The following is a 12,591-nucleotide window of genomic DNA, read 5'->3' as shown; positions in this document are numbered from 1 at the left end:
ACGGACCCGAGCCCGGGGGCTCGCCCGGTCAGTGGGTGCGCAGGCTGTAGAGAGGGTGGGTGCCCTCCAGCTCCAGGCGGTACTCGTCGCCCGACTTGGCGCGGTTGTCGTCGATGACGCGCTCGCTGGGCGGTTCCTCCCCGCCCATCAGCTGCTCCTGCCAGCGCTGGAACCGCTCGTGGGCCTCCTGGACGTAGCCGGTGCCCAGGGTCGTGTAGTCGATCTGCGTCGCGATCAGCTCACGCAGGTAGTCCTTGTTCGGCTCGAACGTCACCGGCTTGGGCAGCGCCGGGGCCAGCAGCTGCTCCGGGTCGCGCCCGTCGTGCCGGCGGAACAGCTCCGCGGCGATCCGCAGGTGCTCCAGCTCCATGTTGAGATGCAGCTCCCAGATCGTCTTGACCTTCGGGTCGGACTCGGTCTCCATGAAGGAGTAGTAGAGGTAGCACTCGTTGTACTCGTGGTTGAGCAGCTGCTCCCACCACGTCTCGCCCGGGTCGAGCAGCGACTCGTAGTGCGTGACGTGCTCTTCCTCGATCAGCCCGATCTCCTGGTAGAGCTGCCGCGCGATCGGCTCCACGTAGGTCGGGCCGACGTTCATGTAGAAGTTCATCGTCTGCTGCTCGGCGGACATGACGGTCAGCGCGTGCAGCTTGGAGATCGCCTGTGCGGTCTCGCGGTTGTAGTGCTCGCGGACGTTGTCGGCCGGGTGGCGGTGGTGCATCTTCGTCGGCCGGCCCGGCATCACCTCGGTCAGCCGGTCGACGATCTTCTCGGCCTTGCGGTGCTCGATCATCTCGTACAGGTTGGCGTAGCGATACAGGTGATCGAAGTCCTCCAGCACGCCGAACTGGTAGGCCTGCTTGAGATAGGGGTCGGGCTCCATCCGGGCGACCCAGGCGGTCAGGTCCACCGCCACCTGTTCGTAGGCGATCGTCGTCTCCAGCACCGAGGCCAGCCCCGGCAGCAGCCAGTTCACCGTCCTCTGCTGCTGCGCCTCGATGTAGCGCACCTCCGCCAGCCGCTGCCTGACCTCCAGATCGGGGTGGTGCCGGGCGAGATGATGGCTGAACATGATCGCCTCGATCTCGATGCCGTTCATCGTGATGATCCGGCACCGGGTGTAGGGATCGGCGCGGTCGGGGTCGATCGGCGTGACATTCAGCTCGCGCCAGTTGCGCAGCTGCCGGTCCAGCGGTATCCCCCGCTCCTGCAGCGGATTGAACGTCATCTCGGTGCTCCTCCCCACGATTGGCGCTGGGCGTACCCAAGCCTTGGAATGCGACAAACGTGGACATTCGGAGCTTTGCCCGAGATTGTCATCCGGCCGCGAGGGGCACCGGTCAACCGCTGGACGACGTCCTGGAATGCGGGTCGCCGACCCTCTTCGACTGCGGTGAGCCCCGCTCACGCAGGAAGATCGCGAGCAGGACCATGGAGGCGACCGCGAGGAACTCCGACTGCCAGTTCTGCAGTGTGCGGTTCCAGAAGTCGGCGGAGGTCACGTAGCCGCCCCAGCCGACCGGGTCCTCCAGCCGGGAGAGCTGCTCGTTGTTGTACGCCGCGAGGCCCGCGACGGACTGGGCCAGCCAGGACAGCAGGAAGAGCAGTCCCATCGCGATGCCCAGCGAGTGGCTGAAGACCGTCCGCCGCCAGCCGTCCGCCGCCGCCCACGCGGGGGAGCCGGGCTCGGCGTGCCGGCCGACCTTCTGCTCGGCGTCGGACTCCAGGCCCTCCTCGCCCCGCTTCTTCGACTCCGGCGAGCCGCGCTGCACGAGCCAGACCGTGATGAGGATGTAGAGGAAGAACTGCAGATACTCCGACTGCCAGTTCTCGGCGACGTCCACCGCGAAGGCCGACGAGGTGACGTAGTCCGCCCATGTCACGGGGGAGCCGCCACCCGCCACCTGCTCCTCGCTGAACGCCGCCGCGCCCGCCGCCGACTGTCCGGCGAGGCTCAGCAGGAACAGCAGCAGGAAGCACAGCGCGAGCGCGTTGTCCCTGACGAAACGCCTCACCGCCGCTACCTCCCCGCCAGGCCGACGACGATCACGTAGGCGAGAACCAGCGCGATCGTGACCAGCAGCACCGCGTAGAGGGTCCGCGCGCCGTTCACGCCTCCACCTCGCATTCGTACGGCTGCTCCGGGCGGGGTTCGCAGCCCGCGGCCCGCACCCGCCAGCCCTCGGGGAACCGGTGCAGGAAAAGCGTGTCGCCGTCCACCCGCACCCGTGCCTCGTCGCCCCACACGTCGACGCCGCGTACGGCGCCCGTGCGCAGGCCGGCCGACACGATCTGTTGCTCGCAGTCGTCCAGTGAGCGCGCGGCCTCGGGGGCCAGGAGCAGGCATGCCTGACCTCCCCGGCCCTGCCCGGCCGCGGACAGGAAGCGCTCCGCCGTCGCGGCGACCGACGCGTCGTCCGCGGACGCGCACCCCGCGGCGACGAGCGCGAGGCAGACGACCGCCATTGCTCGAATGCCCATGGATCGCGACTACCCGGGGGACGGAAGTGAAACCTGCACACAGTTTTCGTCCGGTCTTATGGGATTATTCGCCCGATCCGCGTAATATGGGCGGTTCCGGAAGGAGTTCCGGGTGGGGTCATCTCACCAACGGAGGTGGGGATCCTTGCACGACTTCCAGGTGTCGGTGGCGCAGTCGCCCCCCTTCACTCTCATCACCCTCAGCGGTGAGCTCGACGTGCTCACGGTCCCCGCGCTGCGCGAGCAGGTGGCCCCCCTCCTGGCCCGCCCCGCGACGCGCATCCTGTTCGACCTGGAGCGGCTGCGGTTCATCGACAGCGCCGGCATGCGGGTGCTCATCGACGCCTGCGTCCGCAACCCGCCCAAGGACGGAGACGGCGCCGTCTGCGGGATGAGCCCACAGATGCGTCACCTGTTCTCGCTGCTCGGCCTCAGCTCGCGGCTCACCATGTATCCGACCCGCGCCGACGCGCTGCGCCGGCCGGCGGCCGAGCCTCCCGGCACGGCGCACATGAACTGACCGGCCCGGCGTGGGTCCGTGGCCGGCGGCCGCCGGGCCGGGGAGCGCGCTCTCCCCGCAGGCCCGGCACCCGGCTCGTCACATGATCGTCTGCCACCAGCCGTCCACCGGCGGCGGGTCGTCGACCGTGACGCGTTCGCCCGGCCGCGGCACCACGAGGCGCACGTCGCGTGCCTTGGCCTCCCGCCACAGCTGGTCGACCGGGTCGTTCCAGGCGTGCGGGGCGAGCGAGAACGTGCCCCAGTGAACCGGCAGCAGCACCCGGGCCCGCACGTCGAGGTGCGTGAGGATCGCCTCCTCGGGTGTCATGTGGATGTCCGGCCAGCCCTTGCTGTAGGCGCCGATCTGGACCACCGACAGGTCGAACGGCCCGTACGTCTCGCCGATCGCAGCGTATCCGTCGAAGTAGCCGGAGTCGCCGGTGTAGAAGACCCGCCGGCGCTCGCCCGCGACGACCCACGAGGCCCAGAGGGTCTGGTCCCGGCGGAACGCGCGGCCGGAGAAGTGACGGCCGGGGGTCGCCACGAACCGGAGGCCGGAGACCGTGGCCTCCTCGTTCCAGTCCAGCTCGATGATGCGGGACGCGGGCACCCGCCACCGCTCGAGATGGGCGCCGACCCCGAGCGGAACCAGGAACGGCGCGGACTGCGTGCGGACCAGCAGGCGCACCGTGTCCATGTCGAGGTGGTCGTAGTGGTCGTGCGAGATGACGATCGCGTCGAGCTCGGGCAGCTCGTACAGCGGCACCGGCGGAGGGTGCAGGCGGCGCGGCCCGGTGAACGACGCCGGAGAACACCGCTCGCTCCACACCGGGTCGAGCAGCACCCGCCGCCCCTCGATCTCGATCAGCACGGAGGAGTGGCCGTACCAGACGGCGTCGAGGTCGCCGCCCCGGGACGGCCCGGGGGTCATCAGGGGAACGGGGAGGCGGGGCTTGCGCGGCGTCCGGCGGAGGAACTCGCGGGCGACCTGCTGCCTGGTCCCCGGGGGAAGGACGGGGCTGGGCGTCGTGTTGCGGAACGCGCCGTCACGGAACTGTTTCGAGCGCCGCACCCGGCTCGCCCGCTCGCCCGACGGCCGCGCCCCCAGCGCGGCGGGGACGTTCCGCACCGCCCACACCGCCGCCGCCAGGGCGGCCGCTCCCGCGACGACCCCCACGCGACGGCCCAGGCCACTACTTCTCAAACCACCGGTCTTCAACGGCAATCTCCCTTGCTGGGTTCTGCCGATCAGACTAGGCAATCGCCGGGCCGGTGCGCGCCGACGGCGCCTTGCCTGTGGACAACCCCTCAGAGGAGACTGCCGTTGAATGAAAGCATGCAGACCGACCGGCCCGGCGTGGGCCGGTGAGGCGGGGGAGATGAGCACCGGCCACAACGCGGACCACGGCCCGGGCGGCCACCGCGCCGACCGCGACGAACGTGACGTCCTCGGCGACCGTGATGTCTTCGGCGACCCCGGCGGTCATGACGGCGAGGCCGCGTCCCGCCTGCTGCGGCTGTTCGAGGGGCACCGGCTGACCCCCGTGCAGCGCAGGATCGCGCACTGCCTCGCACGGCACGCCGCCGAGGCGCCGTTCCTGTCGAGCATCGAAGTGGCCGAGCTGGCCGGGGTCAGCCAGCCGTCGGTGACCCGCTTCGCGATGGCGCTGGGTTACCGCGGATACCCCGGCCTGCGGCGCAGGTTCCGTGAACTGGGCGTGCCGCCCGGCCGCGGCGTGAACGGCGGCGGCCGGGACGGGGAGGACACCGCGCCGGATGCCGGCACGTCCGCGCCCGCGGCCGGCCCCCGGCCCCCCGACGGCGGCGGGGGCGTGCCGGACGCGACCGGGCAGACCGGGAGCGGGCAGTACGGGGGCGGGCAGTACGGGGGCGGGCAGTACGGGGGCGGGGGGCAGGACACGGCCGGGCAGACCGGGAGCAGGCAGTACGGGAGCAGGCAGTACGGGAGCGGAGTGCAGGAGCACGCGCAGACGCTTCCTGCCGCGGCGGACAGTTCTCATCGCCCGTCGTCGCGACCCGGCGCGCGCGCACGTCCCGCGCCGCGGGATCCCGCCCCGGAAGAGGCGCCCGGGAAGCACGGTCTCGGCCTCGACTGGGCGACGGGCCCCGGGGGTGAGTACCGGCGGGCCGTGCTGGCGGAGATCGAGAACCTGCGCGCCCTGGCCCGGTCGCTGGACGACCCCGGGCCCGTCGCCGAGGCCGCCCGCCTGCTCGCCGCCTCGCGGCCGCTTCCGGTGCTGGGCCTGCGGGCGGCCGCGGCCCAGGCCGCCGGGTTCGCCTACTTCGCGGCGAAGATCCACCCCGACGTACGGCCCCTGCACGAAGCGGGGTCGCTCCTGACCGACCGCGTCGAGCAGGCGGCGGCGGCCGGGGCGACGGCCCTGCTGTGCTTCGCCCTGCCCCGCTACCCGGCCGAACTGGTGGACGCCCTCCGCGCCGGCCGCGCGGCCGGACTGAACGTCGTCACGGTCGCGGACCGGAAGGTGCCGTCTCTCGCCGGTCTGTCGCACGTCCTGCTCACCGCCGCCGTGGGCACGAGCCTGGTGTTCGACACGGCCTGCGCGCCGATGATGCTCGGCCGGGTGCTGCTGGAGGCGATGTGCGACGAGCTGCCCGGGGCACAGGCGCGCCTGGAGGCGTTCGAGGCGTCGGCCGCGGCCCGCGGGGTGTTCCTCATTGACTGAATCTATTCATTCACTCAGGATGAAGAGGACTCACTGAATGGGACCATGCGCGCCGGGCGCGGGTGGGAGGAGGACTCGTGGCCGACCACGGTGACAGCGCCCCGAACCGGGCTCCCGTCCGGGGACCTGTCCGGGCTCCGCGCGGCACCACCCTCAACACGCGCGGCTGGCAGCAGGAGGCCGCGCTGCGCATGCTGATGAACAACCTCGACCCCGAGGTCGCCGAGCACCCGGAACGGCTGGTCGTCTACGGCGGCAGCGGCAAGGCCGCCCGCGACTGGCCGTCGTACGACGCCATCGTGCGCGAGCTCACCACCCTGCGGGCCGACGAGACGCTGCTGGTGCAGTCGGGCCGGCCGGTCGGCGTGATGACCACCCACGAGTGGGCTCCCCGGGTGCTCATCGCCAACTCCAACCTCGTCGGCGACTGGGCGACCTGGCCGGAGTTCCGGCGGCTGGAGCGGCTCGGGCTCACGATGTACGGCCAGATGACGGCCGGCTCGTGGATCTACATCGGCACCCAGGGCATTTTGCAGGGGACGTACGAGACGTTCGCGGCGGTCGCGGCCAAGCGGTTCGGCGGCAGCCTCGCCGGTACGATCACCCTGACCGCCGGGCTCGGCGGCATGGGCGGCGCGCAGCCGCTCGCGGTCACGATGAACGGCGGCGTGGCGATCTGCGTCGACTGTGACCCGCGCGGTGTCGAGCGCCGCATCGGCCACCGCTACCTGGACGTGCGGGCCGAGAGCCTGGACGAGGCGCTGCGCCTGGCGTACGAGGCCAGGGACGCGCGCCGCCCGCTGTCGATCGGGGTCGTGGCCAACGCCGCCGAGGCCGTGCCCGCCCTGCTGGCCCGGGGTGCGGAGATCGACGTCGTGACCGACCAGACGAGCGCGCACGACCCGCTGGCGTACCTGCCGCTCGGCGTCGCGTTCGAGGACATGGCCGCGCTCGCGCGCAAGGACCCCGAGGGGTTCACCCACCGGGCCCGCGAGTCGATGGCCCGGCATGTCGAGGCGATGGTCGGCTTCCAGGACGCCGGTGCGGAGGTGTTCGACTACGGCAACTCGATCAGGGGCGAGGCGAGCCTCGCCGGGTACGCGCGGGCGTTCGACTTTCCCGGGTTCGTGCCCGCCTACATCCGGCCGCTGTTCTGCGAGGGGAAGGGCCCGTTCCGGTGGGCGGCGCTGTCCGGCGACCCGGCCGACATCGCGACGACCGACCGCGCGATCCTCGATCTCTTCCCGGACAACGAGCCGCTGGCCCGGTGGATCAGGATGGCGAGCGAGCGGGTGCGCTTCCAGGGCCTGCCCGCGCGGATCTGCTGGCTGGGATACGGCGAGCGGGACCGGGCCGGTGAGCGGTTCAACGACCTCGTCGCCTCCGGGGAGATCTCCGCTCCCATCGTGATCGGCCGCGACCATCTCGACTGCGGCTCGGTCGCCTCGCCCTACCGCGAGACGGAGGGCATGCTCGACGGCTCCGACGCGATCGCCGACTGGCCGCTGCTCAACGCCATGGTCAACGTCGCCTCCGGCGCGTCCTGGGTATCGATCCACCACGGCGGCGGGGTCGGCATCGGCCGCTCCATCCACGCCGGACAGGTCACCGTCGCCGACGGTACGCCGCTGGCGGGGGAGAAGATCCGCCGGGTGCTGACCAACGACCCGGGCATGGGCGTGATCCGGCACGTGGACGCCGGGTACGACCGGGCCGCCGAGGTCGCCCGCGAGCGGGGCGTACGCGTCCCGATGAGCCGGCCGGCCGAGCTCGGGGAGGGGCCGGCCGGTGCCGACGCCGAGGCCTGAGGGAGCGGCGCGGGTCCTGCCCGAGGAGGTGGCGGACGGCTTCCGCCACATGTGGCATGACCTGCTGCCCGTCGGCCGCTACGATGCGACGGGCGGGTACCGCAGGCACGCCTGGACGTCGGCGGACGCCGAGTGCCGGGCCTGGTTCGCCGCGCAGGCGCGTGACAGAGGCCTGACCTACGAGACCGACCGCAACGGCAACCAGTGGGCCTGGCTGGGCGATCCCGCGGCCGGAGACGCCGTGGTGACCGGCTCCCACCTGGATTCGGTGCCCGACGGCGGGGCGTACGACGGCCCACTGGGGGTCGTTGGGGCGTTCGCCGCGCTCGACGCGCTGCGGGCGCGCGGCCTGCGGCCGGAGCGGCCGCTGGCGGTGGTGAACTTCACCGAGGAGGAGGGCGCCAGGTTCGGCCTGGCCTGTCTGGGGTCGCGGCTGATGACCGGCGCCGTCCGCCCCGAGGCGGCCGGGGCGCTGCGTGACGCGGACGGCGTCACCCTGGCGGCGGCGATGGAACGGGCGGGACGCGACCCCGGGGCCGCCGGGCGCGACGACGAGCGCCTCGCGCGGATCGGCGTGTTCGTGGAACTGCACGTGGAGCAGGGCCGCCACCTCGCCGGCACGCCGCACCCGGTCGGCGTCGCCTCCGCGATCTGGCCGCACGGCCGCTGGCGTTTCGACTTCCACGGGGAGGCCAACCACGCCGGGACGACCCGCCTTGAGGACCGGCGCGACCCCATGCCGGCCTATGCGGCGGCCGTGCTGGCCGCACGCGCCGGCGCCGAGCGCCTGGGGGCTCTGGCCACCTTCGGCAGGGTCAGGGTCGAGCCCAACGGCACCAACGCCATCGCGTCGCTGGTCACCGCATGGCTCGACTGCCGGGCTCCCGACGACGCCCTGCTGGACAGCCTCGTCGAGGAGACGGCCCGGGCGGCCCGGGGGGCCGAGGTGACCCGGGAGTCCTACACGGCGGTCGTGGACTTCGACGCGCCATTGCGTGATCGCGTCGCGCGCGCCCTCGGCGGCGCGCCCGTGCTGCCCACGGGGGCGGGGCACGACGCCGGCATCCTCGCCGGGGAGGTCCCGGCGGCCATGCTGTTCGTACGCAACCCCACGGGTGTCTCGCACTCGCCGTACGAGCACGCCGAGGAGGCCGACTGCCTCGCCGGGGTCGCCGCCCTCGCCGCCGTTTTGGAGGATCTGCTCGCTCCGTCCGCCGACGGCCCCGGCGCGCCTCTCTGAGCCCCGCCCTCGGCGCGCGTTGCCCAGGCAGGGTGACAGCTGAGCGAATTCAGCCTTTTGGTGCTACCAGTGCTTGTTTGCTCCCTGATGGGTGACTGAGGCGTTTGGTGCCTCTAGCGTGAGAACCAGGGTCCAGATCCAAAGGTTCGATGGATCGATTCGAGCTCCGTGCACTCGGACGTCGTCCGCTTCTCATCACGGAGCCGACGGAGGGAATCCCATGTTCAAACACGCATTGGCTGCTGCCGTCGTGACGGCTTCGGCCCTCGTCCCTGTCACGATGCAGACGCAGCCCGCCAACGCCGCCAGCACGACCGAGCAGGTCGTCAGGCCGTCGAGCACGGGGGACTGCCCGGGAGGTGAATGCCGTAGGCGTCACCGTCACCATCACTATGAACATCATCGCCGCCACCATCGGGAGCATTTACCGCAGCAGCAGCAGCAGCAGCAACAGCAACAGCAGCAGGGTCGCGGCGGTCAGCAGCAGCAACAGCAGCAGCAGCAGGGGCGCGGCGGTCAGCAGCAACAACAGCAGCAGCAGTGACCGAATGACCGAACATCGTTCCTGATCGGCCCTGTGCCCCGCGTCCATCGCCTCGCGGGGCATTCTCCGTCGCCCGCCCGGCACACCGGAGGCGGTCCCGGCACGCCGAGCGCGGTCCCGGCGCACCGAAGGTGGTCCCGGCACGTCGAGCGCGGTCCCGGCGCACCGGAGGCGGGCGCCGGGCGCGAGCAGCCCGTGGACCCGCGATGGCCGTCAGCGGGAGCGACGGCCATCGCAACGGATGCGGGCAGGCGATGGACCGGGGAGGGGCGTCAGCGGGAGCGGCGGTCGCCGGCGCCGGGGTCGGCCAGACCGGCGCGGCGCAGGGCCTCGGCCATGGCGCCGCCCTGCGGCGCACCGCCCGAGCCCCGGCCGTTCCCGCGGCCCGACCCGCCCCTGCCGCTCTGGTTCTGGCCGCCCTGGTTCTGGCCGCCCTGGTTCTGACGGGGGGCGTTCTGGCGTGGCTGGCCGCGCCGGCCGCCCTGCCGGTCGCCCCGGGCCTCGCCGTCCGGCCCGCCCCTGCGGCCGTTGCCCGTCGTCTCGTCATCCAGGCGCAGCGTGAGCGAGATGCGCTTGCGCTGGAGGTCGACGTCGAGCACCTTGACCCGGACGATGTCGCCGGGCTTGACCACTTCGCGCGGGTCCTTCACGAACGAGTTCGACATCGCGGACACATGGACCAGGCCGTCCTGGTGCACGCCGATGTCGACGAACGCGCCGAACGCGGCGACGTTGGTGACGACGCCCTCCAGGATCATGCCGGGCGACAGGTCGGAGGGCTTCTCGACGCCGTCCTTGAAGGTGGCGGTCTTGAAAGCCGGACGGGGGTCGCGGCCCGGCTTCTCCAGTTCCTTGAGGATGTCGGTGACGGTCGGCAGGCCGAAGGTGTCGTCGACGAAGTCGGACGGCTTCAGCGTGCGGAGCGCCGAGGTGTTGCCGATCAGCGTGCGCAGGTCGCTCTTGCTGAAGTCGAGGATGCGGCGCACCACCGGGTACGCCTCGGGGTGGACGCTGGAGGCGTCGAGCGGGTCGTCGCCCCCCGGGATGCGCAGGAAGCCCGCGCACTGCTCGAACGCCTTCGGGCCGAGCCGCGGCACGTCCTTCAGCCCGGTCCGGGAGCGGAACGGCCCGTTGGCGTCCCGGTGCGCGACGATGTTCTCCGCAAGTCCGGCGCTGATGCCGGAGACCCGGGTCAGCAGCGGGGCGGACGCGGTGTTGACGTCCACGCCCACCGCGTTCACGCAGTCCTCCACCACCGCGTCGAGCGAGCGCGACAGCTTCACCTCGGACACGTCGTGCTGGTACTGGCCGACACCGATGGACTTGGGGTCGATCTTGACCAGCTCGGCCAGCGGGTCCTGCAGCCGCCGCGCGATCGACACCGCGCCGCGCAGCGAGACGTCGAGGCCGGGCAGCTCCTGCGAGGCGTAGGCCGACGCGGAGTAGACCGAGGCCCCGGCCTCCGAAACCATGATCTTGGTGAGGTGCGGCATGTGCTTGACCAGCTCGGCGGCGAGCTTGTCGGTCTCCCGCGACGCGGTGCCGTTGCCGATGGCGACCAGCTCCACCTTGTGCTCGGCCGCCAGCCGGGCCAGCACCGCGAGCGACTGGTCCCACTGCCGCCTGGGCTCGTGCGGGTAGATCGTCTCGGTGGCCACGACCTTGCCGGTGCCGTCCACGACCGCGACCTTCACCCCGGTGCGCAGGCCCGGGTCGAGGCCCATGGTCGGCCTCGCCCCCGCGGGAGCGGCGAGCAGCAGGTCGCGCAGGTTGGCCGCGAACACCCGCACGGCCTCCTCCTCGGCCGCCTGCCACAGCCGGGTGCGCAGGTCGATGCCCAGGTGGACGAGGACGCGCGTCCGCCAGGCCCAGCGCACGGTGTCGAGCAGCCACTTGTCGGCCGGGCGGCCCTGGTCGGCGATGCCGAACCGCCGGGCGATCCGCGCCTCGTAGTCGTTCGGCTCCTCGGCCTCCGGGTCGAGGGTGAGCGTGAGCACCTCCTCCTTCTCGCCCCGGAACATCGCGAGGATGCGGTGCGAGGGCAGCCGGGTGAAGGGCTCGGAGAAGTCGAAGTAGTCGGAGAACTTGGCGCCGGACTCCTGCTTGTCCTCCCGCACCTGGGAGACGAGCCGGCCTCGGGACCACATCCGCTCCCGCAGGTCGCCGATGAGGTCGGCGTCCTCGGCGAAGCGCTCGACCAGGATGGCCCTGGCGCCCTCCAGCGCCGCGGCGGCGTCGGCCACGCCCTCGCGTACGTATCCCTCCGCGGTCGCCTGGGGGTCCAGCGACGGGTCGGCCAGCAGCGCGTCCGCCAGGGGCTCCAGCCCCGCCTCCCTGGCGATCTGCGCCTTGGTCCGGCGCTTGGGCTTGAAGGGCAGGTAGATGTCCTCCAGCCGGGCCTTGGAGTCGGCCTCCATGATCCGCGCTTCCAGGGCCTCGTCGAGCTTGCCCTGGGAGCGGATCGAGTCGAGGATGGCCGCCCGCCGCTCCTCCAGCTCGCGCAGGTAACGCAGCCGCTCCTCCAGCGTGCGCAGCTGGGCGTCGTCGAGCGCACCGGTGGCTTCCTTGCGGTAGCGGGCGATGAACGGCACCGTCGCCCCGCCGTCGAGCAGGTCGACGGCCGCGGTGACCTGGCTCTCGCGCACGCCGAGCTCTTCGGCGATCCGCTGCTGAATGGACGTCGTCACGATCCTGATCCGCCTTCTTCCGGGAGGGCTCTCATTCTGCCGGATCCCCCGGGCCCCCTCGCGCCACCTGTGGACAACCGCCCTACCCGGCCGTCGCCGGACGATCGACGGGCGGGGCGGATCAGTGCGCGGTGATCCTCTCGTACAGGCCGAGACCGGCCGGCAGCAGGAGCGCGAGCGTGACCAGGCCGTGCGACGTGAACCACCATCCGCCTCGGGAGGACTCCTCCTCCGCGGGGATCTGCAGAGCCGGTCGGCCGAGCGTGATCTCCGGATGGTGCGCCAGATAGCCGGTGGGGAACGTGGTCACGGTCCCGCAGCCGCACCCCGGGCAGCTCGTCCCGGACCAGGGCGGCTGGACGGCCACACCCTCCCGGGTCCACACGACCACGTCGTTGCCGTGCTCGTCGTCCCTCCGGTGGACGACGTACTCCTCCTCCCAGACCCGCAGGCAGTGCAGGCACTCGAACGGCCACGTCTCCCTGGTACTGACGCCCTCACGCACCGGTCCCACCCCCGAACTCACGACCTCCGCATTCGAGTCTCAACAGGTGGTGAAACGACTGCAAGTGGGAGCGAGGCCACGATCGGTAATGATTGCCCAGCCGGACGGGCGTGCCGCGGG

Annotated in this window: 10 protein-coding genes; 4 read left to right on the top strand and 6 right to left on the bottom strand. The window is 72.1% G+C overall.

Going from position 1 to position 12,591, the window contains the following annotated elements:
- Positions 1 to 28: 28 nt before the first annotated feature.
- The 3 genes from AAH991_RS32525 to AAH991_RS32515 form a co-directional block, all read right to left on the bottom strand.
- The gene (locus AAH991_RS32525) at positions 29 to 1,228 is read right to left on the bottom strand and encodes a hypothetical protein (protein ID WP_346229750.1); all 1,200 of its coding nucleotides are present in this window, start codon (positions 1,226 to 1,228) and stop codon (positions 29 to 31) included.
- Positions 1,229 to 1,340: 112 nt separating this feature from the next.
- Positions 1,341 to 2,015, bottom strand: coding sequence for a DUF6766 family protein (locus tag AAH991_RS32520; RefSeq protein WP_346229749.1), 675 nt, complete (start codon positions 2,013 to 2,015; stop codon positions 1,341 to 1,343).
- Positions 2,016 to 2,109: 94 nt separating this feature from the next.
- Positions 2,110 to 2,481, bottom strand: a complete 372-nt coding sequence (locus AAH991_RS32515; protein ID WP_346229748.1) for a hypothetical protein — start codon at positions 2,479 to 2,481, stop codon at positions 2,110 to 2,112.
- Positions 2,482 to 2,626: 145 nt separating this feature from the next.
- Between AAH991_RS32515 and AAH991_RS32510 the strand changes: the two genes are divergently transcribed.
- Positions 2,627 to 3,001, top strand: coding sequence for an STAS domain-containing protein (locus AAH991_RS32510; RefSeq protein WP_346229747.1), 375 nt, complete (start codon positions 2,627 to 2,629; stop codon positions 2,999 to 3,001).
- A 78-nt stretch (positions 3,002 to 3,079) separates the two neighbouring features.
- On the opposite strand, the gene AAH991_RS32505 is transcribed toward AAH991_RS32510, so the two are convergent.
- Positions 3,080 to 4,159, bottom strand: a complete 1,080-nt coding sequence (locus AAH991_RS32505) for an MBL fold metallo-hydrolase (protein WP_346229746.1) — start codon at positions 4,157 to 4,159, stop codon at positions 3,080 to 3,082.
- A gap of 151 nt (positions 4,160 to 4,310) precedes the next feature.
- Between AAH991_RS32505 and AAH991_RS32500 the strand changes: the two genes are divergently transcribed.
- From AAH991_RS32500 to AAH991_RS32490, 3 genes are all read left to right on the top strand, one after another.
- Positions 4,311 to 5,687, top strand: a complete 1,377-nt coding sequence (locus AAH991_RS32500) for a MurR/RpiR family transcriptional regulator (protein WP_346229745.1) — start codon at positions 4,311 to 4,313, stop codon at positions 5,685 to 5,687.
- A gap of 77 nt (positions 5,688 to 5,764) precedes the next feature.
- The gene (gene hutU, locus AAH991_RS32495) at positions 5,765 to 7,495 is read left to right on the top strand and encodes a urocanate hydratase (RefSeq protein ID WP_346229744.1); all 1,731 of its coding nucleotides are present in this window, start codon (positions 5,765 to 5,767) and stop codon (positions 7,493 to 7,495) included.
- 49 nt (positions 7,496 to 7,544) lie between these two features.
- The gene (locus tag AAH991_RS32490) at positions 7,545 to 8,735 is read left to right on the top strand and encodes an allantoate amidohydrolase (protein WP_346229768.1); all 1,191 of its coding nucleotides are present in this window, start codon (positions 7,545 to 7,547) and stop codon (positions 8,733 to 8,735) included.
- An 816-nt stretch (positions 8,736 to 9,551) separates the two neighbouring features.
- On the opposite strand, the gene AAH991_RS32485 is transcribed toward AAH991_RS32490, so the two are convergent.
- Together AAH991_RS32485 and AAH991_RS32480 are read right to left on the bottom strand one after the other, a co-directional pair.
- Entirely contained in the window at positions 9,552 to 11,966 is a 2,415-nt protein-coding gene (locus AAH991_RS32485; protein WP_346229743.1) for a Tex family protein, read from the bottom strand.
- Between the two features lie 121 nt (positions 11,967 to 12,087).
- Positions 12,088 to 12,471 carry a hypothetical protein gene (locus AAH991_RS32480; protein ID WP_346229742.1) on the bottom strand — a complete coding sequence of 128 codons (384 nt, stop codon included), beginning with the start codon at positions 12,469 to 12,471 and terminating at the stop codon, positions 12,088 to 12,090.
- Between the last annotated feature and the right edge of the window lie 120 nt (positions 12,472 to 12,591).

The organism is Microbispora sp. ZYX-F-249, assembly GCF_039649665.1.
In the GTDB taxonomy this organism is placed as follows: domain Bacteria; phylum Actinomycetota; class Actinomycetes; order Streptosporangiales; family Streptosporangiaceae; genus Microbispora; species Microbispora maris.
The sequence above is the reverse complement of the archived record's forward strand: the minus strand, read 5'-3'. Positions and strand labels throughout refer to the sequence as shown.

What these genes read in the sequence shown, in the direction of transcription:
- AAH991_RS32525 (WP_346229750.1), bottom strand. Translation starts at nt 1,228, where the DNA reads ATGACGTTCAATCCGCTGCAGGAGCGGGGGATACCGCTGGACCGGCAG.
- AAH991_RS32515 (WP_346229748.1), bottom strand. Translation starts at nt 2,481, where the DNA reads ATGGGCATTCGAGCAATGGCGGTCGTCTGCCTCGCGCTCGTCGCCGCG.
- AAH991_RS32500 (WP_346229745.1), top strand. Translation starts at nt 4,311, where the DNA reads ATGAAAGCATGCAGACCGACCGGCCCGGCGTGGGCCGGTGAGGCGGGG.
- AAH991_RS32490 (WP_346229768.1), top strand. Translation starts at nt 7,545, where the DNA reads ATGTGGCATGACCTGCTGCCCGTCGGCCGCTACGATGCGACGGGCGGG.